Raw genomic sequence first — 18,827 nt, 5'->3', positions numbered from 1 at the left:
CGTCGGAGCTTTACCCTTCTCCCCGTCACTATACGGGGAGAAGGTGCCGGCAGGCGGATGAGGGGCAGCGCCAACCGAACGCATTTGGGAGGAACCATGTCCGAAACCATCATCTCCGCCGACCTCGTCGACAGGCACAATGCCGCGCGCAATGCCGACCTCAAGCGCGACTACGAGTCCCTCGGCGAGCGCCTCGACCGCCGCGGCATCGCCATCGATGCCATCCGCGACAAGGTCGAGAAATTCGCCGTCGCCATCCCGTCCTGGGGCGTCGGCACCGGCGGCACCCGCTTTGCCCGCTTTCCCGGCGCTGGCGAGCCGCGCGACATTTTCGACAAGATCGAGGACTGCGCCGTCATCCGCCAGCTGACGCAGGCGACGCCGACCGTCTCGCTGCATATTCCGTGGGACAAGGCCGATCCGAACCGGCTGAAGCAGGCGGCATCCCGCTTCGGCCTCGGCTTCGACGCCATCAACTCCAATACCTTCTCCGACGCCAGAGACCAAAAACTTTCGTATAAGTTCGGCTCGTTGTCGCATGCCGATGCCGCAACACGCCGGCAGGCGGTCGAGCATAATCTCGAATGCATCGAGATCGGCAGGACGCTGGGCTCGAAAGCGCTGACGGTGTGGATCGGCGACGGCTCGAATTTTCCCGGCCAGGTTAATTTCGCCAAGGCGTTCGAGCGTTATCTCGACGCGATGAAGGAGATTTATGCCGGACTGCCGGACGACTGGAAGCTGTTCACCGAGCACAAGATGTACGAGCCGGCCTTTTATTCGACCGTCGTGCAGGATTGGGGCACCAACTACATCATCGCCAAAGAGCTTGGCGACAAGGCGTTCTGCCTGGTCGACCTCGGCCATCACGCCCCCAACGTCAACATCGAGATGATCGTGTCGCGGCTGATCCAGTTCAAGAAGCTCGGCGGCTTCCATTTCAACGATTCGAAATATGGCGACGACGACCTCGACGCCGGCTCGATCGATCCCTACCGGCTGTTCCTGGTCTTCAACGAACTGGTCGATGCCGAGCTTTCCGGTGCCGAAGGGTTCGATCCGGCCCACATGCTCGACCAGAGCCACAACGTCACCGATCCGATCGAAAGCCTGATGCTGTCGGCGGTTGAAGTGCAGCGCGCCTATGCCCAGGCGCTGCTGGTCGATCGCAAGGCGCTCGAAGGCTTCCAGGACGCCAATGATGCGCTGATGGCAACGCAGACGCTGAAGATAGCCTATCGCACCGATGTCGAGCCGATCCTCGCCATGGCACGACTAAAGACCGGCGGCGCCATCGATCCGGTCGCAGCCTACCGCGCCGCCGGCTACCGGGCGAAGGTCGCAGCCGAACGGCCGGCGGTGGCGAGCGTCGGCGGCGGGATTGTTTGATGTCGGGGTGAAAATGAAAAACCCGCCAGAGGCGGGTCGTTGGAGCCAATTAGCACCACACCCAGATTAGTAGCATAGCTGCCGGCACAAAGCAAGAACAAAGTTGCTCGCCAGCGTTGAATCGCGCCTTCATTTCAGCTTGGATTCCTCGCCCCCACGAAAGTGGGGGAGAGGTGGCTCGGCGAAGCCGAGACGGAGAGGGGGAGCCGCGCTCTACGAAGGCCCCCTCTCCGGCCGCTTCGCGGCGAGGAACCTCAGGTGTTGATAGAAGGTGCAAGCCTCGCCGATCCCATTATTGTCAGTAGACTCAACCGCTCCAAGCGCGTTTCCTAGGCTCACCCCAAGCCACGGAGAACGGCCATGCACCGCCGAACCCTAATCGCCGTCAGCCTTTCCCTCACCCTGACCTTCGTGCCGTTCCTCGCCTTCGCCGCTTCGCCGCAGCCGGCGAAGGGCGAGCACGGCATGGTGGTGACCGCCCAGCATCTTGCGTCTGAAGTCGGCGTCGAGGTGCTGAAGAAGGGCGGCAATGCCGTCGATGCCGCGGTCGCCGTCGGCTATGCGCTGGCCGTGGTCTATCCGACCGCCGGCAATATCGGCGGTGGCGGCTTCATGACCATCCGCTTCAAGGACGGCCGCTCGACCTTCCTCGATTTCCGCGAGCGCGCGCCGCTCGCCGCAACCAAAACCATGTATCTCGACAAGGACGGCAAGCCGGTAAAGGGCGCCAGTCTCGACGGCTATCTGGCCGTCGGCGTGCCGGGTTCGGTCGCCGGCTTCGAGATGGCGCGGGAGAAATACGGCACGCTGACGCGGCAGGACTTGCTGGCGCCGGCCATCCGCTTTGCCAGGGAAGGCTTCGTACTGGAGCAGGGCGATGCGGCCTCGCTCCAGGGCGGTGCGGAGCGGTTGGCGAGGGACCGAGCGGCGGCGGTCGTTTTCCTCAAGCCGGACGGCAAGCCTTACACCGTCGGCGAGCGCCTCGTTCAGCCCGATCTCGCGGCTTCGCTTGCCGCCATTTCCGAACGCGGTGCGGATGCCTTCTACAAAGGCGCGATCGCCGACGCCATCGTCAAGGCGAGCGGCGAGAAGGGCGGCATTCTGGCCAAGGCGGATTTCGAAAACTACGCGGTGCGCGAGCTCAAGCCGGCGACCTGCAATTATCGCGGCTACGAGATCACGTCCTCGCCGCCGCCGAGCTCCGGCGGCGTCATCATCTGCGAGATCCTCAACGTGCTTGAGTTCTATCCGCTGTCCTATCTCGGCGCCGGTTCGGCCGAGACCGTTCACGTCATGGTCGAGGCGATGCGCCACGCCTATGTCGACCGGAATTCGGCGCTCGGCGATCCCGGCTTCGTCGACAACCCGGTCGCAAAACTGCTCGACAAGAATTACGCCAGGGAAATCCGCGAAAAGATCGATCCGTTCCGGGCCGGCGTGTCGCAGGAATTGATGCCGAAGGGCTTTGGCGAGAGCAACGAGACGACGCATTATTCGATCATCGACAATGACGGCAACGCCGTCGCGGTAACCTACACGCTGAACGGCTCTTTCGGCGCCGGCGTCGTCGCCGACGGCACGGGCATCCTGCTCAACAACGAGATGGACGACTTCACCCAGAAACCCGGCGTGCCCAATCTCTACGGCCTCGTCCAGGGCGAGGCGAATGCGATCGCGCCGAAAAAGACGCCGCTGTCGTCGATGAGCCCGACCATCATCGCCAAAGACGGCAAGCCGTTCATGGTCATCGGCAGCCCTGGCGGTTCACGCATCATCACCATCACGCTGGAGGCGATCGTCAACGTCATCGATCACGGCATGAACATCCAGGAAGCGATCGACGCGCCGCGCACCCACCACCAATGGTTACCCGACACGGTCTATATCGAACCCTTCGGCCTGTCGCCGGATACCGAAAAGCTGCTTACCGGCATGGGCTACCATCTCGATCTCGCCGAGGCGAATTGGGGCCAGGCGGCCGGCATCCTGGTCGGCGGCAAGAGCCTGGCGGAAATCGAGAAGGGCGGCGGCGCCCGCTACAACGGCGCCATCGACAGTCGCGCCGCATCCGGTGAGGCTATCGGGTATTAGACCATGGTCTCAAAAGGCGGAACCGGTTTTCGGATAAGGTCACGGTCAATAGGAAGATTCGCCTTGCTTCAGGTGACCAGCGCGATGGTCGACGCAATCAGCATCAACGCCGCGACGCCGACGAACAGGGCGTAGATGCGCGGCCGATCGAGCAGGAGCGCGTTGCCGGATATCCATGCCGCGGTGGCGCCGCCAAGCGCGAAAAAGAAGGTGCTGCGGCGCCCGAAGCTCAAGCCGGCGGCCATCAGGCCGCCGATGATCAGGGCGCCGAATACGATGATCACGGCTACCGCGTATTTTTCGAAATCGTTGCTGCCGGCGCTCGGGCCGATCGCGTTCAACCTCGACAGATCGTCCGGATCGAACGGGCTGGTCGACCCATATTCGTCTTGACCGACAGGCTCATGCATCATTCGTTCTCCGCAAACCGACAGCAAATCATCAAGCCTCGCCGAGCGCAACCGCTCGCCGAATGTGATCGGCACGGTGTTCAACACTTTCTGGCGGCGGCTTGCCAGAGATTTTTGGGTTCGTGCTTTGATCGCCCCGCTGCTCGGTCGGGTCAAGTGTTTTGCCCGAGCTTAATCTTCAAGCCGCCCTGGCCAAAGACTGCGTCGCCTGAACGGAAGCTCCAAGCACCGCCTGTGCGGTGTCGGCCTGTCTTTCATCGACATGCGCCAGCACCAGGATCACACCTTGTGCGGCATCCGGCTGGCCCGGCTGCTTGCCGATACGGGACAATGTCGCGAAAAGTCTGCCGGCAACGCCGCCCAAGACTGCACCGACGAGGGCCGATGCCAGCCATCCCGCGCCGAGGGGATCGATGCCGGGCATATCAAAGGCGCCGAGGCCGGCCAACAAACCGGCTGCCGCACCAAGGACGGTACCCGTACCTGGATCGCGCAAGACGGCGCCGATTTCATCATCGTAGGGTCCGATGACGCTGATCTCCTGGCGAGCAATTCCTGCTGCCTGAAGCGTTTCGACGGCACGCGCCGCCTGGTCATGGGAATCGAAAAGTCTGCTGATTGTTCGCATTGAAACTGCCTGTGAGGCCCCCCGGCCCTCGACGGTAAGGCGGGTCCCAGCTGAGCGCCGAGGAACCGCCTGACGCAAACGTCACCCGCCGCTCATTTCCGAGCGACGGGCGACGGCTGCCCGAGTTTTCACGTCACTCGATGACCTTGATGACCTTGCGCGTGCCTGGGTCGACGACAACGGTGCGGTTGTCAATGACGACATAACGATATTTGACGTTCGGGACCTCATGAAGCTCGACGGTGTCGGGGAGCGTCGAGCCGATGTTGAGCTCCACCCCAGGGATTTTCACCGAGGCCAGCGGCTGCTTTTTCACATACTCCCTGATGACGGTTTCCTGCTGCGGTTCGATGACAACGTCTTGCGCCGCAGCGGCGCCGACGCCTGCCAGCAGCAAAAGTCCCGCCGCCGCGGTGGAAAGATGCATTCTCATGGTCGTCTCCTTTGCGAACTCGGTCCGCTCTTCGCGCCAAGGCTCATTCGAACGGAAGCCAGCTGAAAACGTTCCGTCGACGGGGCTTCGGTCCCACCCGGCGGGGACCAATCGACGTGTTGCCGCAGGACCTAAGTCTGATCCTCGCGGGCAAAGGGTAGGTTTGTCGCGAAGCCCGGAACCGCCGCCGCTCAAACTCGTTGCTGGCTGCACGTTCCGGGAGGATTCTTTGGAAAATGTCGACGGTTGCTCGCACCGATCTTGGCTGTTTCCATTCCGATCGAACCTGGCATCTGCGCAGCCCTGTCCCTTCCTGCGCCGATAGGGTTCGCGCGTCACTTTTGTGGCGGGCGAACCCTCAATTGCAGCGTGCTTCTGACCAAAGTTGACCCTGAGGCGAGGAGAAGAGACGAGGAGAAGAGAAATGGCCGATGACAAGAGCAAGCGAGACTTCAGCGACCGCAACCGCGTGTCGGCGGATGAGTATTATGAGGTCGAATATTTCGCGCGGGAAAATGGTGTCTCGCCCAGCCAGGTGAGCAAGCTGATCAAAAGGACCGGTGGCGACCGGATGATCCTCTCGCAAGCGGTGAAAGCATTGCGCGAGCGCAAGTGAGACGGCGGCGGAGCCGGCGGTTGGAAAGGCACTGATCACGATCTGCCGAGAATTCCGGTCAGCTATCGACAACGTGCCCGGATGCCGCTGCTTCGGCCAAGCCAATGCCCCTTTATTTCTTCGATTCCGATGAAGACGGAATCGTCTATTCCGACGATCAGGGAACGTCATGTGACGATTTCCCGCTGGTCAGGAAAGAAGCCCTTCGCACATTGGGCGAGATGGCCAGGGATGGCCTTCCTCACCGTAGGATCACAGTCAAGGTCCGGAACGACCATGACGGTCTGGTGCTTGAAGTGGCTTTGACCTTTGCCGTCGAAACGCGGCATTTCGACGAACGGATTTTCCAGATCAACATGCGCATGAGTTGACGGCCCGATCGTTGTCGTGCCGACCATGAGATTCTGGAGCAGCCGGCATCTTCCCCAAGGGAACATTAGAAGTCTCTAATTGTTATCTTAAGCAGCGGGAACCTCCCGGGTTTCTGCTGCAGATCGGGGTGCAACCCGGTCGGCCCGCGCCCTCCGCCAGAGGCGCGGGCTTCGTTTGTTTAGCCGATGCGCAACGCCATGCGGTGGCAGCATATTGGAAACCTGCGGGAGCATAAGTAGCAGAAGTCGCTACCGCGGCGCCCTGGCGCCCAGGCAACGGAGCCCGTCGTCCGACAGGGCGGCGGGCTTTTTGATACGGGCCGGGTTATCGCGCAACCGGTGGAAATCCAATGCATGTCGCGCAAAAGTGTGAAGCGGTTTTGCGATAACGACATGCATCAAGACAAGAACCTTAAGCGCGTCGCATGAGGCCGGTCGAACGCGACGCGCTTTAGCTGGGAGAGATGGCCGGCGCTGCTTCGTGAGGCGTGGGGTAAGGTGCCTGATGCAGCGCCGGCCAAGCGGAAATCAGGTCCGCCGCAGCCAGATAGTAGCTGCGTTGGCGCGGCGGGTAATTGCGTGATCGCGGAAGCCACACCATTGCAGGCCACTTGCCACGAGCCCGGCCTGTGCAGCGGCTGACCCGAAGCATTCATTCATTCTGACGATGCACCGGACGCCCGGACGGCGGAAATTGGACGCCGCGTTCGCTCTCGATTCAGCGGCCAGCGGTGTTCCCTGCAGATTTCGGACGAAAGGCCATTTCACCCTTGTTGCGCCTGGATTCTTATCAGATCGTGGCAAGGATTGCTTTTCCCGCCGCGTTTGCCGGCGTTCTGCTGTTTGCCCTTTTGCCGGAGCAGCTCCTGCAGGGTCTTGGCCTGGCTTTCACGTTTGGTCACGACAAGCTCAATCACGCCGCCGCCTTCGTCGTGCTGGCGGCTCTCGGAAGTCTCGGCTGGCCGGAACACAAGGCGAAGCTGATCGTCCTCCTCGTGCTCACGGGCGCGGCGATCGAGGGCCTTCAGGCCGTGCAGCTGATAGGGCGCCACCCGGATCTATTCGACTGGGTGGCCGACTGCGCCGGAATGGCCTTCGGGCTGACAATTGCAGGCTGGACAAAGCGGCTCGCCGGCGGATTGCCATAGCTCGAAAGCGCATAACGGAATCGGCGCGCCCGTGCTGCAATATGGGGAAAATGGCCGGCGTCACTTGGGGGGGCGCGTTGGGGTAAGTTGCCTGACGGACGCCGGCCAGGCGGAAAAATCAGGTCCGCCGCAAAGTAATGTAGCAGCAATGGCAAAGCGCGGCAGTAGCGTGATCGCGGAAGGTCCGCCTTCTCGCCTCCGATGCGGTGACCCGTTTTGGGTCAATAATTCTGGCACCTGAATTGCGCTGTAAGCAATGCCGGGGAACACTCCGGCGATCGTCCCCGAATATGGGGCCTCGCCGCTTCGCAAATGGAGCGGCGGGCCTTTTTGCCGGACGTTGAAAGCGGCCGATCAGCGGCTTAGCTGATGACGGTGTGCTTGCCCCATTTTCCCCCCAAGTGTTTATTCTCACAAGAGAAATTCTAACGCGCACAAGCTTCGGTGCTTGACACAGGTCGCGACAACTGGATAAGTGGATACACAGATACGCTCTGATTGGACCAAGGACATGGCAGCAGACGCAATCGAGCCGCTGGGCATCACGACCGCCGAGGAGGAGGCTTATCGCCACATTCAGCGTGCCTTGAGGATGGGGCGCTACCGCGCCGGGGACCGGCTTATCCCGGAAGAGATCGCGACGGAAATCGGCATGAGCCGCATGCCGGTTCGCGAAGCATTCCGCCAGCTGGCCGCGGAAGGTCTTGTGGTCATTCGCCCGAACCGTGGCTGCATCGTCGCCGGCCTTACCCTCGATGAGATATACGAAACGTTTGAAATGCGCTCGGTGCTCGAAGGGCTGGCGGTGAGGCTTGCCATGCCGCACATCGATATCGAAGTGCTTGAAGAACTGGAACGCCAGCTCGACCGCATGGAGCGCGCCAGCCAGACCGGCAGCAGCGACTGGGTCGTGCGCCATCAGGCCTTCCATTTGCAGATTTGCCAATTGAGCAACCGACCCAAGCTGGTCCGGCAGATTGCCAGCCTGCACGTCGTGATCGAACCCTACCTGCGCATCTGGTTCGACTATGTCGACAAGCCCGCCAGCGCGCGCGCCGAGCACGAGATCCTGATTGAGGTGTTGCGGTCAGGTGATGCCGGCAAGGCAGAGATCGTCATGCGGGATCATATCGTCGAGACAGCGCCCCTTCTGGCCAACTTCGCAAGTCCCGGCCGCCGCTAGAAAACGCCATCTAACTCGTTGAAGCCGGAAGATAATCCGGCACGACGAAAGGGAACTGCCATACCGGCAAAAAAGAGGAGAATGACATGAAAATTAGCCGCATCGCAGCCATTGCGTCGGTCTTGTTCGGCCTGGTCCAGGCCGCCGCCGCACAAGAAACACCAAAGGCAATTACCATTGCCACCGAAGGAGCCTACGCGCCCTGGAATTTCACAACAGCCGACGGCAAATTGGACGGCTTCGAAGTCGATCTCGCCAATGATCTGTGCGGGCGAATGAAGATCGAGTGCAAGATCGTCGCACAGGGCTGGGACGGCGTGATCCCCGCGCTGACCGTTGGCAAGTTCGACGTGATCATGGCGAGCATGTTCATCACTGAAAAACGTCTGAAGATCATTGACTTTACCCAGCCATATGCGGTGGATCCCTCAGGTTTCGCGGTCGCAAAGGATAGCGAACTGGGCAAGGTCGGCATTTCCAACGAGCGGTTCAAGCTGGAGAATGAAGCCTCTGCGCAGGCGGCAATCGACAAGCTCAAGCCATTGCTGAAGGGAAAGATCATTGGAGTTCAGGCCGCAACGGCGAACCTGGAATTTGTGAAAAAATACTTCTCGGACGTCGCTGAGATTCGCGAATACAAGACCACCGAGCAACACGATCTCGATCTTGCCGCGGGTCGCATCGACGCGCTCTTCGCACAGCAGACAGCGCTGGCCGCCACGCTGGGCAAACCGGAGTTCAGCGACTATACGCTTGCCGGGCCGGGATTTGTCGGGGGGCTCTTCGGTCTTGGCTCCGGTGCCGGTATCCGCAAAGAGGACATCAAGCTGAAAGATATGCTCAACGGGGCCATCGACGCCGCGATCGCCGATGGCACGATCAAAACCCTGTCGCTTAAATGGCTCAAGAGCGACGTCACTCCAGTCAAGTAGGCGCTTGTCGGCGAACGGCCATTCCTGACCCGTTCCGGAGCTGAGCCGTTCGCCCTGCCGGGGGTATCGATGGTTGACGCATTCCGGCTACTTGGTTTCCAGCACGGAGGTTGGGGGGCTGCTCTTCTCATGGCGGCCTCGGTTACAGTGCTTCTGTCTGTGCTGGGCTTTGCGCTTGGCGCTGTATTCGGTGGGCTGGCAGCGGCCGGCCGTCTCCGCAACTCCAAGGTGTTGAGGTTCTTGGCCCTTGGCTATTGCACGGTTTTCCGAGGCGTGCCCGACCTTCTGACCATTTATCTGCTTTACTATGGAGGAAGTGTCGCCCTGACCTCGCTTGGTCATAGCCTGGGCGGATCCGGATTCGTCGGCGTTCCGGCCTTTGCCACTGGAACCCTGGCCATCGCCATCATCTCGGGCGCCTATCAAGCCGAGGTCTATCGAGGGGCTTACCTCGCCATCGACCAGGGACAGCACGATGCCGCTTGCGCGCTTGGTCTCAACCGGCTGCAGCGGCTGCGACAGGTTATTTTCCCCCAGCTCCTGAGCTACGCGCTGCCAGGTCTCGGCAATGTGTGGCAGTTGGTTCTGAAGGACTCGTCGCTGATATCGGTAATCGGCCTCGTTGAACTGATGCGCCAGGCACAGATCGCTGCAGGTTCGACCCGTGAACCATTCATCTTCTACATTGCTGCAGCCTTGCTCTATCTGGCTATCGCTTCCGTCACCGGCCATGCCTTTTACCGTCTGGAACGAAAGGCGCCGTGGCGCGTCCGGTCGGCATGATAGATTTCAGTTTTTTCCTCGAAATCCTGCCGAAGCTCCTCGCCGGCCTGCCGCTTACGATAGAACTGGCCCTGACTTCCATTGTTGCCGGCTTCGTTCTTGCCGTAACATTGGCGCTTGCCCAGCAATCGGAATCGCCCTTCGTCGTTTTGCCGATCCGTGGCTTCGTTGCCGTCTTCAGGGGCACGCCCCTGCTGGTGCAGATTTTTCTGACCTATTATGGCCTCGGTCAGTTCCGGCACCAACTGTCGGCAATTGGATTATGGGCCGTTTTCCGCGAACCTTACTGGTGCGCAATCATCGCGCTGACACTCAACACCACCGCCTACGGCAGCGAAATCCTCCGCGGCGCGGTTCAGTCGGTGCCACGCGGCCTTGTCGAGGCGGCCCGGTCTGTCGGCCTGTCCACCTATCTGACCTATCGGCATGTTATCCTGCCGCTGGCCTTTCGCCAGGCCCTGCCGAGTTACGGCAATGAAATCGTCCTGATGATCAAGGGCACGTCTCTGGCCTCCATCGTGACCTTGATGGAGGTGACTGGAATTGCCCAGGGATTGATCTCCCAGACTTACCGCGCCTTTGAAGTCTTCATCTGCGCGGGCGCCATTTATCTCACTTTGAATTTCGCGATCATCCGTGCCTTGGCGGCACTCGAATACTGGATGTCGCGGCATCTGCGGCACCGTCCCTCGACGATGAGGGACGCCGCCTCTTGAGCACGATCAGAAGGGCATAGCATGCCAAATTTTGAGAAACCAACGCGCTCGGTCGTCGTTTCACGCGAGGCCATGGCCGCCACCTCTCATCCGTCGGCGACCCTGACGGCGGTGGAGATCATGGCGACCGGCGGCAACGCCATGGATGCCGCCATCGCAGCCTGCGCGGTGCAATGTGTCGTCGAACCAGCCTCGACAGGCATTGGAGGCGATTGCTTCGCTCTTCTGTCGCGAAACGGATCCGGCGAGGTCATCGCCTACAACGGATCGGGCAGGACACCCGCCGCCCTCACAATTGACTGGTTCCTCGAACGTGGCATGGCGGAGGTAGCTCGCAATTCTCCTGGCTCCGTCACCATCCCGGGAGCGATCGATGCCTGGACCAGATTGCACGCTGATCACGGGCACATGCCCTTCGATCAAATTGTGGCCCCTGCTATACGCTTCGCCGAGGAAGGCTACGCCATTTCACCGCGGGTCCATCGTGACTGGGCGTTGGAGGAAGAACTTCTGGCCTCCGATGTTACTGCGAAACGGATTTTCCTGCCAAACGGTCGCGCGCCAGGCGTTGGCCAAGTGCATCGCCAGCCTGAGTTGGCTGCAACGCTGCGGCTGATCGCAAGAAAAGGACGAGAGGCTTTCTACGCTGGCCCTGTGGCCGAAGACATGGTCGCCTATCTTCGTGGGCTCGGCGGATTGCACACACTCGAAGATTTCGCCTCGGCAACAGGCGAGTACGTGACCCCGATCAGCACGGCGTTTCGAGGCTGCGATGTGTTCGAATGTCCGCCGAATGGCCAGGGTGTGATCGCGTTGCTGATTCTAAACATCCTCTCGCGCTTCGAAGCCAACGGCGACCCGCAATCAGCGGACCGGCTTCACCTGGAAATCGAAGCGACACGCCTCGCTTACGCCGCGCGTGACCTGCTCGTCGCCGATCCTGATGCGTCCGAGGTCCCGGTGGCCGATATGTTGTCGAATGCTTGGGCCGATCGTCTGGCCGGCATGATTGACCTAAAGCGCGCCCGCGCGGACCTGCCGGCGTTCGATATGCCGCTGCACAGCGACACGGTCTATATTTCCGTTGTCGACAAGGATCGCAATGCGGTCAGTTTCATCAACTCGGTCTTCGATAGCTTTGGCTCGGGCCTGGTCTCGCCACGCTCCGGTGTCGTCTTGCACAATCGCGGGCAAAGCTTTTCGCTTGACCCCAGGCACCCCAATGCAGTGGCACCGAACAAGCGACCTCTGCATACCATCATACCCGGGATGCTTGCGAGAGGCGGCCGGGCAGAGATGCCTTTCGGCGTTATGGGTGGCTACTACCAGGCAATGGGCCACGCGCACCTGCTGACGAAGGTGCTCGACTTCGGGATGGATCTGCAGGAGGCGATCGATCTGCCGCGGGTCGCCCCTGTCAGCGGCACGATGAAGGTCCAGGCCGAACACGGGCTCGCTCGCGAAACCGTAGCTGAACTTAGCCGGCGCGGTTTCGAAATCATTCCTGCCACGGACCCGATCGGCGGTGCGCAGGCTATTCGCATCGATTGGGCAAACGGGACCCTGCTGGGCGGTTCTGAACCGCGCAAGGACGGCTGCGCCCTCGGTCTTTAGAGCGGTTGTGGCCGGAGCGGAATCCAAGATGCTGAAGGCGTTCTTCATCGCCATTTGGCCGGCGAGCAGGAGCCTCTGGCGCCATGGTCCAGATAATTCTTGCACGCCATCGACAATCCGCTCGGCGCGAGATTGTCACCCATGTCTAGGTATAAACTGTTACCTATGTCTCCGGGCCGTACAGGGAAAAAATGGTGCCCAGAGGCGGATTCGAACCACCGACACGCGGATTTTCAGTCCGCTGTCGGTGATTGATATTGTTCAGATTTTAGGCCGAATGTCGCGTTTGTGTCGCGTCAAGCCAAAACCGCCCCCTCGGCCTGAACTCGTTGCCCTGTTCAGCGCCCAAACGCGCGTGCCGTGGTGCCGACAGTCATTCAGATGGATGATGGTATGGTTCGGCACTCATAGTAAGCACTGATCCCCAGGCAATTTAGAGACTTTCTGAGGTCCATGTTCCCTATGGGCGCAAGCGGCGCGACGACGGAGGTGTTGGCGCAGGCGGCGGGGTCGGCGTCGTCGAGGCTCGCACGCCTGGAAGCCACGACGACCGACGTCGACCAACGGGCAACCGTGGGGCGCTCGATCGATCAGGAGATGGCACGGGCGACGAGCCAGTTCGACAGCGACAGGCGTGTCAACCAGCCGCAAGCGCAGGCGATCGAGAAGCAATTGCAAGTTCTCAAGTCAACCGGCAACGCTGTCGCGGCTCAACAGGCGGGACTGCACGCCATGGAAAGGCAGTCTTCCACCGCATCGCATCTCCTCCAAAGCTTTTTGCGGCGTCAGCAGGATGCCAGCGAGCGGGGTCAACTCGGCCAGGCGGATGCCAGAGTGTTTACGCTCGCCACACCGCCGGAGCGGGCGAGCTCGCTTCATCCGATCTTTCTGCTTCCTGTTCGGGAGATCCCTACATGATTATCGAGTTGTTCGGTCCGCCTGGTGCAGGCAAGACGACCCTTCTCCGCGCCCTTTGCCGTGAGCTGGCGAAACACGACATCCGTGTGAAGACAGTCAATGGCTATCGCCGGATTGATTTTGTGTCTGTCGGCAGCGAAGTCGATTCGGTCGAGGATGAAAGCCCGGAGACACGCCATGGTATCCAGCGTCTGGTGCACAAGCTCGCCACCGCGAGTCCGGTCTTGTTCTCGACCCCGCCGAGCGAGGGGGCCGCTGCGCGGCTTTTGGCATCGATCCCTCCAAAAAGTCGAATATGGGCGTTGCGTCTGAAGATCGACGTCGTTTTGCTTTTCGAAGCCTGGAATACGGCGCAGGCCTCAGAAGGGTACTTCATTTTCGAAGAGGGCATTGTTCAGGCGTTGTGCGCGCTCGTCCTGTTGGGACGAAATCAAAGTATCGACATGGTTCGTAATTGCCTGACGTTCCTGCCGCGACCGGATCTCCTCATTCAAGTCGACGCGCCTGGGGAAACGCTGCGCCACCGCCTCATTGAGCGGTATGCGCGGCAGCCGTACCTCGAGCGCCTTCTCGAAGTCGGAGTGGTCAGGGGCCTGAAGCAAGCGGATATCGCGAGGGAGATCGGCCAATGCCTGCAAGACAAATGGCCGCTGATGCGTGTCGACGGCCTCGACCCACGCAATTTCGAACAGGTCGTCGCGCGCATCGTGGGGCACGGATTGCCCGCGACGGCATGCGTCGGGCCAGACTAGAGGCGCGAGTTGCATGGTGTTCACGGTGAGATCGTTCGTTGGCATTCGCAGATTTCTGCGGGCGCAGCGGCGACCGTTCGGGAGCGTCCATGAGAACCCTGCACCCGCTCGTCGGGATTACCGAGCAAGCCACCAGACGGCTGGGTACGGTGCCCATTACTCCGACACGTACCGGTCCGGCTACTATGCAGCTCTGTGGTCGGGTATCGAAAAGCCTTTGGTGGAACGTATTCTCCTGCCTGTCGGCGGGCCGAACCGGAAATGCCTGGACTTCGCATGCGGCACAGGCCGCATAGCAAATATCGCAGCTCCATTTTTTGGTGAAGTCGTCGGCGTTGACATCTCCCAATCTATGCTGGCTAGCGCACGGGTTCCGAAGAACGTGAAATTGGTCCGCGCTGATCTTACGTTCTCTCCGCTTGCCGAAAGGTTCGACGTGGTCACGGCATTCAGATTCTTCCTCAATGCTGAAGATGAGCTCAGGAAGGATGCACTGTCGGCCATCAGCGCGCATTTGAACGAAGGTGGATTGCTAATCTCGAATATCCACATGAATGCGACCTCCCCAATAGGGCTGGTCTGCCGCATTCTGAACCGTTATGCAGGAGGGACAGTCCGCCACACTTTGAGCATTAAAGGATACGAGCAGACGCTCATTGCAAATGGCTTTATTGTCGAGCGGATAGTTGGGTACGGTTTTTTGCCGCGACCCGGGAAATTGCTGCCAAGACTGTGCGAAATATTGATGGTGCCGTTTGAAAGGATCTGCGCAAGTGCCAGGATTCCGGCGGAGCTTGCGCAGAATTTCCTGGTGGTTGCCAGAAAGCGGTAAAGCCGGCGGGCACATGAAATTTGAAACCGAGCATTTGCCATGAGGCTGGTCTTTGTTGAAGCTCATGTCGCGTTCATGTCGCGTGGAGTTGCCGACAGTCGCAGGAAACCCTTGAAACTCAACGGTAACAGTTCGCAACACGGCGCGACATGAAATGCCGTAAGTCGCCAAGCTGGCGACACCGCAAGCCATTGACTTTATATGAGGAAGTAGTGGTGCCCAGAGGCGGATTCGAACCACCGACACGCGGATTTTCAGTCCGCTGCTCTACCAACTGAGCTATCTGGGCCTGCTCCGGCGGGCGGCAATCTGCACACCGGGTTCATGAAAGCGCCGTCGGCACCCCTTGAAAGCGCGTGGGTTATAGCACGGGAATCCGGCCTGTCCAGCGCTTAGAGCATGATCCCGAAAAGTGGAATCCGGTTTTCGGAAAACATCATGCTCAGACAAAACGCCAGAACCTGTTCCGTCCGACAGTGCCCGGATGGAACAAGTTCTGGACATTGATTTCAGGCGGGAAACGACAGGCAGTCCGCAAGGCCGATCATCGGTCACGATCACGGCTGCGAAACCGTCCCAAGCCTGTGGAAAACCGCAGGCGGACGGCGCTATTTCTGGTCGTCGTTGTCGTCCTCGTCGTCGCGGCCCGGGATGACGTAGACGCCCTTCAGCCAGCGGTTGAGGTCGATGTCCTTGCAGCGCTTCGAGCAGAACGGGTAGGTTTCGCGCGCCGATGGCTTGCCGCATTCGGGGCAGGGCCGCTTGGGCCGCAGCGGCGTGACCTTGTCGTCCGGGCTCATATCCGGGCACCCGCCAGCCAGTTGACGTGCACCTTGAAGCCTTCGCCGCTCAGCAGCGCCACCGTCTCGTACAGCGGCAGGCCGACGACGTTGGTGTAGGAGCCGACAAGCTTGACGACGAAGGCGCCGGCAAGCCCCTGGACGGCATAGCCGCCGGCCTTGCCGCGCCATTCTCCGGACGCGATATAGGCGTCGATCTCCTCGCGCGGCAGCCGCTTGAAGCGCACCCTGGTCTCGACCAGTCGCAAGCGCTGCTTGCCGCCCGGCGTGATCAGGCAGATGCCGGAATAGACCCGGTGCGAACGGCCGGACAGCAGCCCGAGGCAGTTGGCGGCGTCGTCGAGCGTCTCGGCCTTGGGCAGGATGCGCCGCCCGACGGCGACCACCGTGTCCGCGGCCAGCACGAAGCTCGGCAGGTAGTCCGTCTCGGTTTTCAGCGAGGCCAGCGCCTTCTCGGCCTTCTGCGTCGCCAGCCGCTTGGCCAGCGAGCGCGGATGCTCGGCACGCAGCGGTGTCTCGTCGACATCGGCCGGCAGCACGCGGTCCGGCTCGATGCCGGCCTGCTGCAGCAGCTCTATCCGGCGTGGCGAACCCGAGGCAAGCACGAGCTTCTGCAAAATGCCCATCGCAATCCCGGCCGGGTCCTTGAACTTACTTGAAGCGGTAGGTGATGCGGCCCTTGGTCAGGTCGTAGGGCGTCATCTCGACCAGGACCTTGTCGCCGGTCAGAACGCGGATGCGGTTCTTGCGCATGCGGCCGGCCGTATGGGCGATGATTTCATGTTCGTTTTCGAGCTTGACCCTGAACATCGCGTTGGGCAGCAGTTCCGTCACGACACCCGGAAACTCGAGGACTTCTTCCTTCGGCATTCGATACCTTTGCTTGGATGGGTACTTCCAGCGCCCCGGCCGGAAAGTTGCGCGGAACCTATATGATAAACGTCCGCTTGTGAACATGCTTAATCCGCGGCGTTTTCAGCCCCGTTGCCGAGAAAACGGCGGCCGATCCGCGCCTTCAGCCGCTCGCGCACGTCGCGATAGGCAGCCATGATCTGCTCGCGCGTGCCGCTGACGCCGGTCGGGTCGGGCATCGGCCAATATTCGACTTCGACGGCCAGCGAACGGGTGAGCTCGAGCGCGGTGTGGTGGGCTTCCGGCGCCAGCGTCACGATCAGGTCGAAATAATCGTCCTCGAGGTCGTCCATCGTTCTCGGGTGCCGTTCGCCCAGTGAAAGGCCCTCTTCGGCCAGCACGGCATCGACGAACGGATCGCGTTCGCCGCCGCGCACCCCGGCCGAGGCGACGAAAGTGGTAGGCGGGAGCACCTTGCGCGCCAGCAATTCGGCCATCGGCGAGCGCACGGCGTTCATGCCGCAAACAAACAGGATCGAGCGGGGCAGGATCGAGCGGGGCAGCGGGGCGGCCAGTTTAACCTCGCCAGTGCAGCACGCAAACCAGCGTGAACAGCCGGCGCGCCGTGTCGAAATCGATGTCGATCTTGCCGGCAAGCCGGTCCATCAGCGTCTGCGAGCCTTCATTGTGCAGGCCGCGCCGGCCCATGTCGATCGCCTCGATATGGCTGGGCGTCGCGGTGCGGATGGCGTCGTAATAGCTTTCACAGATCATGTAGTAATCCTTGACGATGCGCCTAAGCGGCGTCAGCGACAGGATATGGGTGACAACGGCTGCGCCGTCCTCGCGCGCCACCGCGAACACCAGCCGGGATTCGGCCAGCGACAGTTTCAGTCGGTATGGCCCGGCACCGTCGTCATTGACCGGCTGGAAACGGTTCTCCTCGATCAGGTCGAAGATCGCCACCGCCCGCTCATGCTCGACATCGGGCGTCGAGCGGCCGATCGTCTCGTCGAGCTCGACATCGATCAGCCTGGCGCGGGTTTCGTCGTAGTCGGACATTTCTACATGTTCAGCCGGATGGCGACGGAGCGTCCATGCGCATCGAGTCCTTCCGCCTTGGCCAGCGTGATCGCCGCCGGCGCCAGCGCCCGCAACTGTTCCGGCCCGAGCTTCAGGATCGAGGTGCGCTTGACGAAATCGAGCACCGAAAGCCCGGACGAAAAGCGCGCCGAGCGCGCCGTCGGCAGCACGTGGTTGGAGCCGGCGACATAGTCGCCGATGGCCTCCGGCGTATGACGGCCGAGAAACACCGCGCCGGCATTGCGCATCCGAGCCAGGAAGGCCTCGGGGTCATCGATGGCAAGCTCGACATGTTCGGCGGCGATGCGGTCGACCAGCGGCAGTGCCGCCTCGATCGTCGGCACCAGGATCACGGCGCCGAAATCGCGCCAGCTCGCCGCCACCGTTTCTCGGCGCGGCAGGTTCTGCAATTGGCGTTCAACCGCCTGTTCGACCGCGTCGCCGAAGGCAGGGTCGTTGGTGATCAGGATCGATTGCGACGACACGTCGTGCTCGGCCTGGGCCAGCAGGTCGGCTGCGATCCAGTCGGGGTCGTTGCTGCCGTCGGCGACGACCAGCACTTCCGAAGGCCCGGCGATCATGTCGATGCCGACCGTGCCGAACACCTGGCGTTTGGCCGCCGCGACATAGGCATTGCCGGGGCCGACGATCTTGGCGACGGGCTTTATCGTCTCGGTGCCATAGGCAAGGGCTGCGATCGCCTGGGCGCCGCCGACGCGGTAGATTTCGGAAACGCCGGCAAGGTCGGCCGCGACCAGCACCAGCGGCGGCACGTCGCCGCCGGAGGCTGGCACCACCATGGCAATGCGCTCGACGCCGGCGACCTTGGCCGGCACGGCGTTCATCAGCACCGAGCTCGGATAGCTCGCCGTGCCGCCCGGCACATAGAGCCCGACGGCCTCGATCGCCGTCCAGCGCGAGCCGAGCTCGACGCCGGCGGCGTCGGTATAGCGATCGTCTTTAGGCAGCTGCCGCTGGTGATGGGAGCGGATGCGCTCGCGGGCGAATTTCAGCGCCTCGACCGTCTGCGGATCGGCTGCATCGTAAGCCTTGGCAATGTCATCCTTGGACACCGCAATGCCGAGCCTTGTCAGGTCGCCGCCGCCGAATTTCTGCGTGTAGGCGACGAGCGCCGCGTCGCCGTCGGCGCGCACCTTGGCGATGATCTCGCGCACCACGGCGTCGACGTCGGCCGAGACTTCCCGCTTGGTCAGCAGGAACGCGGCAAAGCGCTGCTCGAAATCGGCGTCGGACTGGCGAAGCGTGATGGCCATCG

22 protein-coding genes and 2 tRNA genes are annotated in these 18,827 nt (G+C 61.4%); 13 read left to right on the top strand and 11 right to left on the bottom strand.

Translation table 11 applies throughout. The features are described 5' to 3' along the window. The first annotated feature begins 96 nt into the window (after positions 1 to 96). Together rhaI and ggt (NKH37_RS29500) are read left to right on the top strand one after the other, a co-directional pair. Positions 97 to 1,389 (top strand): L-rhamnose catabolism isomerase, encoded by a 1,293-nt coding sequence (rhaI, locus tag NKH37_RS29505; protein WP_023719463.1) that lies wholly within the window; start codon positions 97 to 99, stop codon positions 1,387 to 1,389. A gap of 360 nt (positions 1,390 to 1,749) precedes the next feature. Then, positions 1,750 to 3,480, top strand: a complete 1,731-nt coding sequence (gene ggt / locus NKH37_RS29500) for a gamma-glutamyltransferase (protein WP_353006223.1) — start codon at positions 1,750 to 1,752, stop codon at positions 3,478 to 3,480. 68 nt (positions 3,481 to 3,548) lie between these two features. On the opposite strand, the gene NKH37_RS29495 is transcribed toward ggt (NKH37_RS29500), so the two are convergent. From NKH37_RS29495 to NKH37_RS29485, 3 genes are all read right to left on the bottom strand, one after another. Next, positions 3,549 to 3,893, bottom strand: coding sequence for a hypothetical protein (locus NKH37_RS29495; protein WP_198030499.1), 345 nt, complete (start codon positions 3,891 to 3,893; stop codon positions 3,549 to 3,551). 175 nt (positions 3,894 to 4,068) lie between these two features. Next, complete coding sequence (locus NKH37_RS29490; protein ID WP_352493799.1) at positions 4,069 to 4,518, bottom strand: hypothetical protein; 450 nt, start codon at positions 4,516 to 4,518, stop codon at positions 4,069 to 4,071. A 133-nt stretch (positions 4,519 to 4,651) separates the two neighbouring features. Further along, positions 4,652 to 4,951, bottom strand: coding sequence for a DUF1236 domain-containing protein (locus tag NKH37_RS29485; RefSeq protein WP_023719460.1), 300 nt, complete (start codon positions 4,949 to 4,951; stop codon positions 4,652 to 4,654). Positions 4,952 to 5,375: 424 nt separating this feature from the next. Between NKH37_RS29485 and NKH37_RS29480 the strand changes: the two genes are divergently transcribed. The 8 genes from NKH37_RS29480 to ggt (NKH37_RS29445) all read left to right on the top strand — a co-directional run bounded on the left by NKH37_RS29480 (position 5,376) and on the right by ggt (NKH37_RS29445) (position 12,314). Next, positions 5,376 to 5,567 (top strand): DUF3606 domain-containing protein, encoded by a 192-nt coding sequence (locus tag NKH37_RS29480; protein WP_023719459.1) that lies wholly within the window; start codon positions 5,376 to 5,378, stop codon positions 5,565 to 5,567. Between the two features lie 104 nt (positions 5,568 to 5,671). Then, positions 5,672 to 5,938, top strand: coding sequence for a DUF6894 family protein (locus NKH37_RS29475; protein ID WP_352493800.1), 267 nt, complete (start codon positions 5,672 to 5,674; stop codon positions 5,936 to 5,938). Between the two features lie 797 nt (positions 5,939 to 6,735). Then, positions 6,736 to 7,086 (top strand): VanZ family protein, encoded by a 351-nt coding sequence (locus NKH37_RS29470; RefSeq protein WP_031194161.1) that lies wholly within the window; start codon positions 6,736 to 6,738, stop codon positions 7,084 to 7,086. Positions 7,087 to 7,597: 511 nt separating this feature from the next. Next, the gene (locus NKH37_RS29465) at positions 7,598 to 8,269 is read left to right on the top strand and encodes a GntR family transcriptional regulator (RefSeq protein WP_352482437.1); all 672 of its coding nucleotides are present in this window, start codon (positions 7,598 to 7,600) and stop codon (positions 8,267 to 8,269) included. Positions 8,270 to 8,355: 86 nt separating this feature from the next. Continuing rightward, positions 8,356 to 9,201: a transporter substrate-binding domain-containing protein gene (locus NKH37_RS29460; protein ID WP_353006219.1), complete on the top strand. Its 846-nt coding sequence runs from the start codon at positions 8,356 to 8,358 to the stop codon at positions 9,199 to 9,201. 69 nt (positions 9,202 to 9,270) lie between these two features. Further along, positions 9,271 to 9,984 (top strand): ABC transporter permease, encoded by a 714-nt coding sequence (locus NKH37_RS29455; protein WP_023719453.1) that lies wholly within the window; start codon positions 9,271 to 9,273, stop codon positions 9,982 to 9,984. After that, positions 9,981 to 10,700 (top strand): ABC transporter permease, encoded by a 720-nt coding sequence (locus NKH37_RS29450; RefSeq protein WP_352919246.1) that lies wholly within the window; start codon positions 9,981 to 9,983, stop codon positions 10,698 to 10,700. The genes NKH37_RS29455 and NKH37_RS29450 overlap by 4 nt, the downstream gene beginning before the upstream one ends. A gap of 21 nt (positions 10,701 to 10,721) precedes the next feature. Beyond that, positions 10,722 to 12,314: a gamma-glutamyltransferase gene (ggt, locus tag NKH37_RS29445; protein WP_353042159.1), complete on the top strand. Its 1,593-nt coding sequence runs from the start codon at positions 10,722 to 10,724 to the stop codon at positions 12,312 to 12,314. Positions 12,315 to 12,506: 192 nt separating this feature from the next. On the opposite strand, the gene NKH37_RS29440 is transcribed toward ggt (NKH37_RS29445), so the two are convergent. After that, positions 12,507 to 12,634 (bottom strand) — tRNA-Ser (locus tag NKH37_RS29440). A gap of 142 nt (positions 12,635 to 12,776) precedes the next feature. Here NKH37_RS29440 and NKH37_RS29435 point away from each other — a divergent pair. The 3 genes from NKH37_RS29435 to NKH37_RS29425 all read left to right on the top strand — a co-directional run bounded on the left by NKH37_RS29435 (position 12,777) and on the right by NKH37_RS29425 (position 14,816). Next, positions 12,777 to 13,232 (top strand): hypothetical protein, encoded by a 456-nt coding sequence (locus NKH37_RS29435; protein ID WP_352791676.1) that lies wholly within the window; start codon positions 12,777 to 12,779, stop codon positions 13,230 to 13,232. Next, on the top strand, positions 13,229 to 13,984 hold the full coding sequence (locus NKH37_RS29430) for an AAA family ATPase (protein ID WP_352482431.1): 756 nt from the start codon (positions 13,229 to 13,231) through the stop codon (positions 13,982 to 13,984). The genes NKH37_RS29435 and NKH37_RS29430 overlap by 4 nt, the downstream gene beginning before the upstream one ends. A 220-nt stretch (positions 13,985 to 14,204) precedes the next feature. After that, entirely contained in the window at positions 14,205 to 14,816 is a 612-nt protein-coding gene (locus NKH37_RS29425; protein ID WP_353006215.1) for a class I SAM-dependent DNA methyltransferase, read from the top strand. A 213-nt stretch (positions 14,817 to 15,029) separates the two neighbouring features. Here the strand turns inward: NKH37_RS29425 and NKH37_RS29420 are convergent. From NKH37_RS29420 to hisD, 7 genes are all read right to left on the bottom strand, one after another. Continuing rightward, positions 15,030 to 15,105: transfer RNA gene (locus tag NKH37_RS29420), tRNA-Phe, on the bottom strand. A 319-nt stretch (positions 15,106 to 15,424) separates the two neighbouring features. After that, positions 15,425 to 15,616 carry a DNA gyrase inhibitor YacG gene (gene yacG / locus NKH37_RS29415; RefSeq protein ID WP_352488273.1) on the bottom strand — a complete coding sequence of 64 codons (192 nt, stop codon included), beginning with the start codon at positions 15,614 to 15,616 and terminating at the stop codon, positions 15,425 to 15,427. After that, entirely contained in the window at positions 15,613 to 16,242 is a 630-nt protein-coding gene (locus tag NKH37_RS29410; protein WP_353006214.1) for a Maf-like protein, read from the bottom strand. Before NKH37_RS29410 ends, yacG begins: the two co-directional genes overlap by 4 nt. A gap of 25 nt (positions 16,243 to 16,267) precedes the next feature. Beyond that, complete coding sequence (gene infA / locus NKH37_RS29405) at positions 16,268 to 16,486, bottom strand: translation initiation factor IF-1 (RefSeq protein WP_006200926.1); 219 nt, start codon at positions 16,484 to 16,486, stop codon at positions 16,268 to 16,270. A gap of 89 nt (positions 16,487 to 16,575) precedes the next feature. Next, a complete protein-coding gene (locus NKH37_RS29400; RefSeq protein ID WP_353006212.1) occupies positions 16,576 to 16,986 on the bottom strand; it encodes an arsenate-mycothiol transferase ArsC in 411 nt (136 codons plus the stop codon). Between the two features lie 58 nt (positions 16,987 to 17,044). Continuing rightward, positions 17,045 to 17,530: a UPF0262 family protein gene (locus NKH37_RS29395; protein WP_023719444.1), complete on the bottom strand. Its 486-nt coding sequence runs from the start codon at positions 17,528 to 17,530 to the stop codon at positions 17,045 to 17,047. A gap of 2 nt (positions 17,531 to 17,532) precedes the next feature. Further along, positions 17,533 to 18,825, bottom strand: coding sequence for a histidinol dehydrogenase (hisD, locus tag NKH37_RS29390; protein WP_353042157.1), 1,293 nt, complete (start codon positions 18,823 to 18,825; stop codon positions 17,533 to 17,535). Positions 18,826 to 18,827: the final 2 nt, after the last annotated feature.

Origin of the sequence: Mesorhizobium sp. M1217 (genome assembly GCF_040318275.1) — a bacterium.
In the GTDB taxonomy this organism is placed as follows: Bacteria; Pseudomonadota; Alphaproteobacteria; order Rhizobiales; family Rhizobiaceae; genus Mesorhizobium.
Note: the sequence above shows the minus strand (reverse complement) of the source record. Positions and strands in the feature narration are given on the sequence as shown.

Excerpts from the sequence above, each read along its gene's own strand:
- rhaI (WP_023719463.1), top strand. The coding sequence starts at position 97 with ATGTCCGAAACCATCATCTCCGCCGACCTCGTCGACAGGCACAATGCC.
- ggt (WP_353006223.1), top strand. The coding sequence starts at position 1,750 with ATGCACCGCCGAACCCTAATCGCCGTCAGCCTTTCCCTCACCCTGACC.
- NKH37_RS29495 (WP_198030499.1), bottom strand. The coding sequence starts at position 3,893 with ATGATGCATGAGCCTGTCGGTCAAGACGAATATGGGTCGACCAGCCCG.
- NKH37_RS29490 (WP_352493799.1), bottom strand. The coding sequence starts at position 4,518 with ATGCGAACAATCAGCAGACTTTTCGATTCCCATGACCAGGCGGCGCGT.
- NKH37_RS29485 (WP_023719460.1), bottom strand. The coding sequence starts at position 4,951 with ATGAGAATGCATCTTTCCACCGCGGCGGCGGGACTTTTGCTGCTGGCA.
- NKH37_RS29480 (WP_023719459.1), top strand. The coding sequence starts at position 5,376 with ATGGCCGATGACAAGAGCAAGCGAGACTTCAGCGACCGCAACCGCGTG.
- NKH37_RS29475 (WP_352493800.1), top strand. The coding sequence starts at position 5,672 with ATGCCCCTTTATTTCTTCGATTCCGATGAAGACGGAATCGTCTATTCC.
- NKH37_RS29465 (WP_352482437.1), top strand. The coding sequence starts at position 7,598 with ATGGCAGCAGACGCAATCGAGCCGCTGGGCATCACGACCGCCGAGGAG.
- NKH37_RS29460 (WP_353006219.1), top strand. The coding sequence starts at position 8,356 with ATGAAAATTAGCCGCATCGCAGCCATTGCGTCGGTCTTGTTCGGCCTG.
- NKH37_RS29455 (WP_023719453.1), top strand. The coding sequence starts at position 9,271 with ATGGTTGACGCATTCCGGCTACTTGGTTTCCAGCACGGAGGTTGGGGG.
- NKH37_RS29450 (WP_352919246.1), top strand. The coding sequence starts at position 9,981 with ATGATAGATTTCAGTTTTTTCCTCGAAATCCTGCCGAAGCTCCTCGCC.
- ggt (WP_353042159.1), top strand. The coding sequence starts at position 10,722 with ATGCCAAATTTTGAGAAACCAACGCGCTCGGTCGTCGTTTCACGCGAG.
- NKH37_RS29435 (WP_352791676.1), top strand. The coding sequence starts at position 12,777 with ATGGGCGCAAGCGGCGCGACGACGGAGGTGTTGGCGCAGGCGGCGGGG.
- NKH37_RS29430 (WP_352482431.1), top strand. The coding sequence starts at position 13,229 with ATGATTATCGAGTTGTTCGGTCCGCCTGGTGCAGGCAAGACGACCCTT.
- yacG (WP_352488273.1), bottom strand. The coding sequence starts at position 15,616 with ATGAGCCCGGACGACAAGGTCACGCCGCTGCGGCCCAAGCGGCCCTGC.
- NKH37_RS29410 (WP_353006214.1), bottom strand. The coding sequence starts at position 16,242 with ATGGGCATTTTGCAGAAGCTCGTGCTTGCCTCGGGTTCGCCACGCCGG.
- infA (WP_006200926.1), bottom strand. The coding sequence starts at position 16,486 with ATGCCGAAGGAAGAAGTCCTCGAGTTTCCGGGTGTCGTGACGGAACTG.
- NKH37_RS29400 (WP_353006212.1), bottom strand. The coding sequence starts at position 16,986 with ATGAACGCCGTGCGCTCGCCGATGGCCGAATTGCTGGCGCGCAAGGTG.
- NKH37_RS29395 (WP_023719444.1), bottom strand. The coding sequence starts at position 17,530 with ATGTCCGACTACGACGAAACCCGCGCCAGGCTGATCGATGTCGAGCTC.
- hisD (WP_353042157.1), bottom strand. The coding sequence starts at position 18,825 with ATGGCCATCACGCTTCGCCAGTCCGACGCCGATTTCGAGCAGCGCTTT.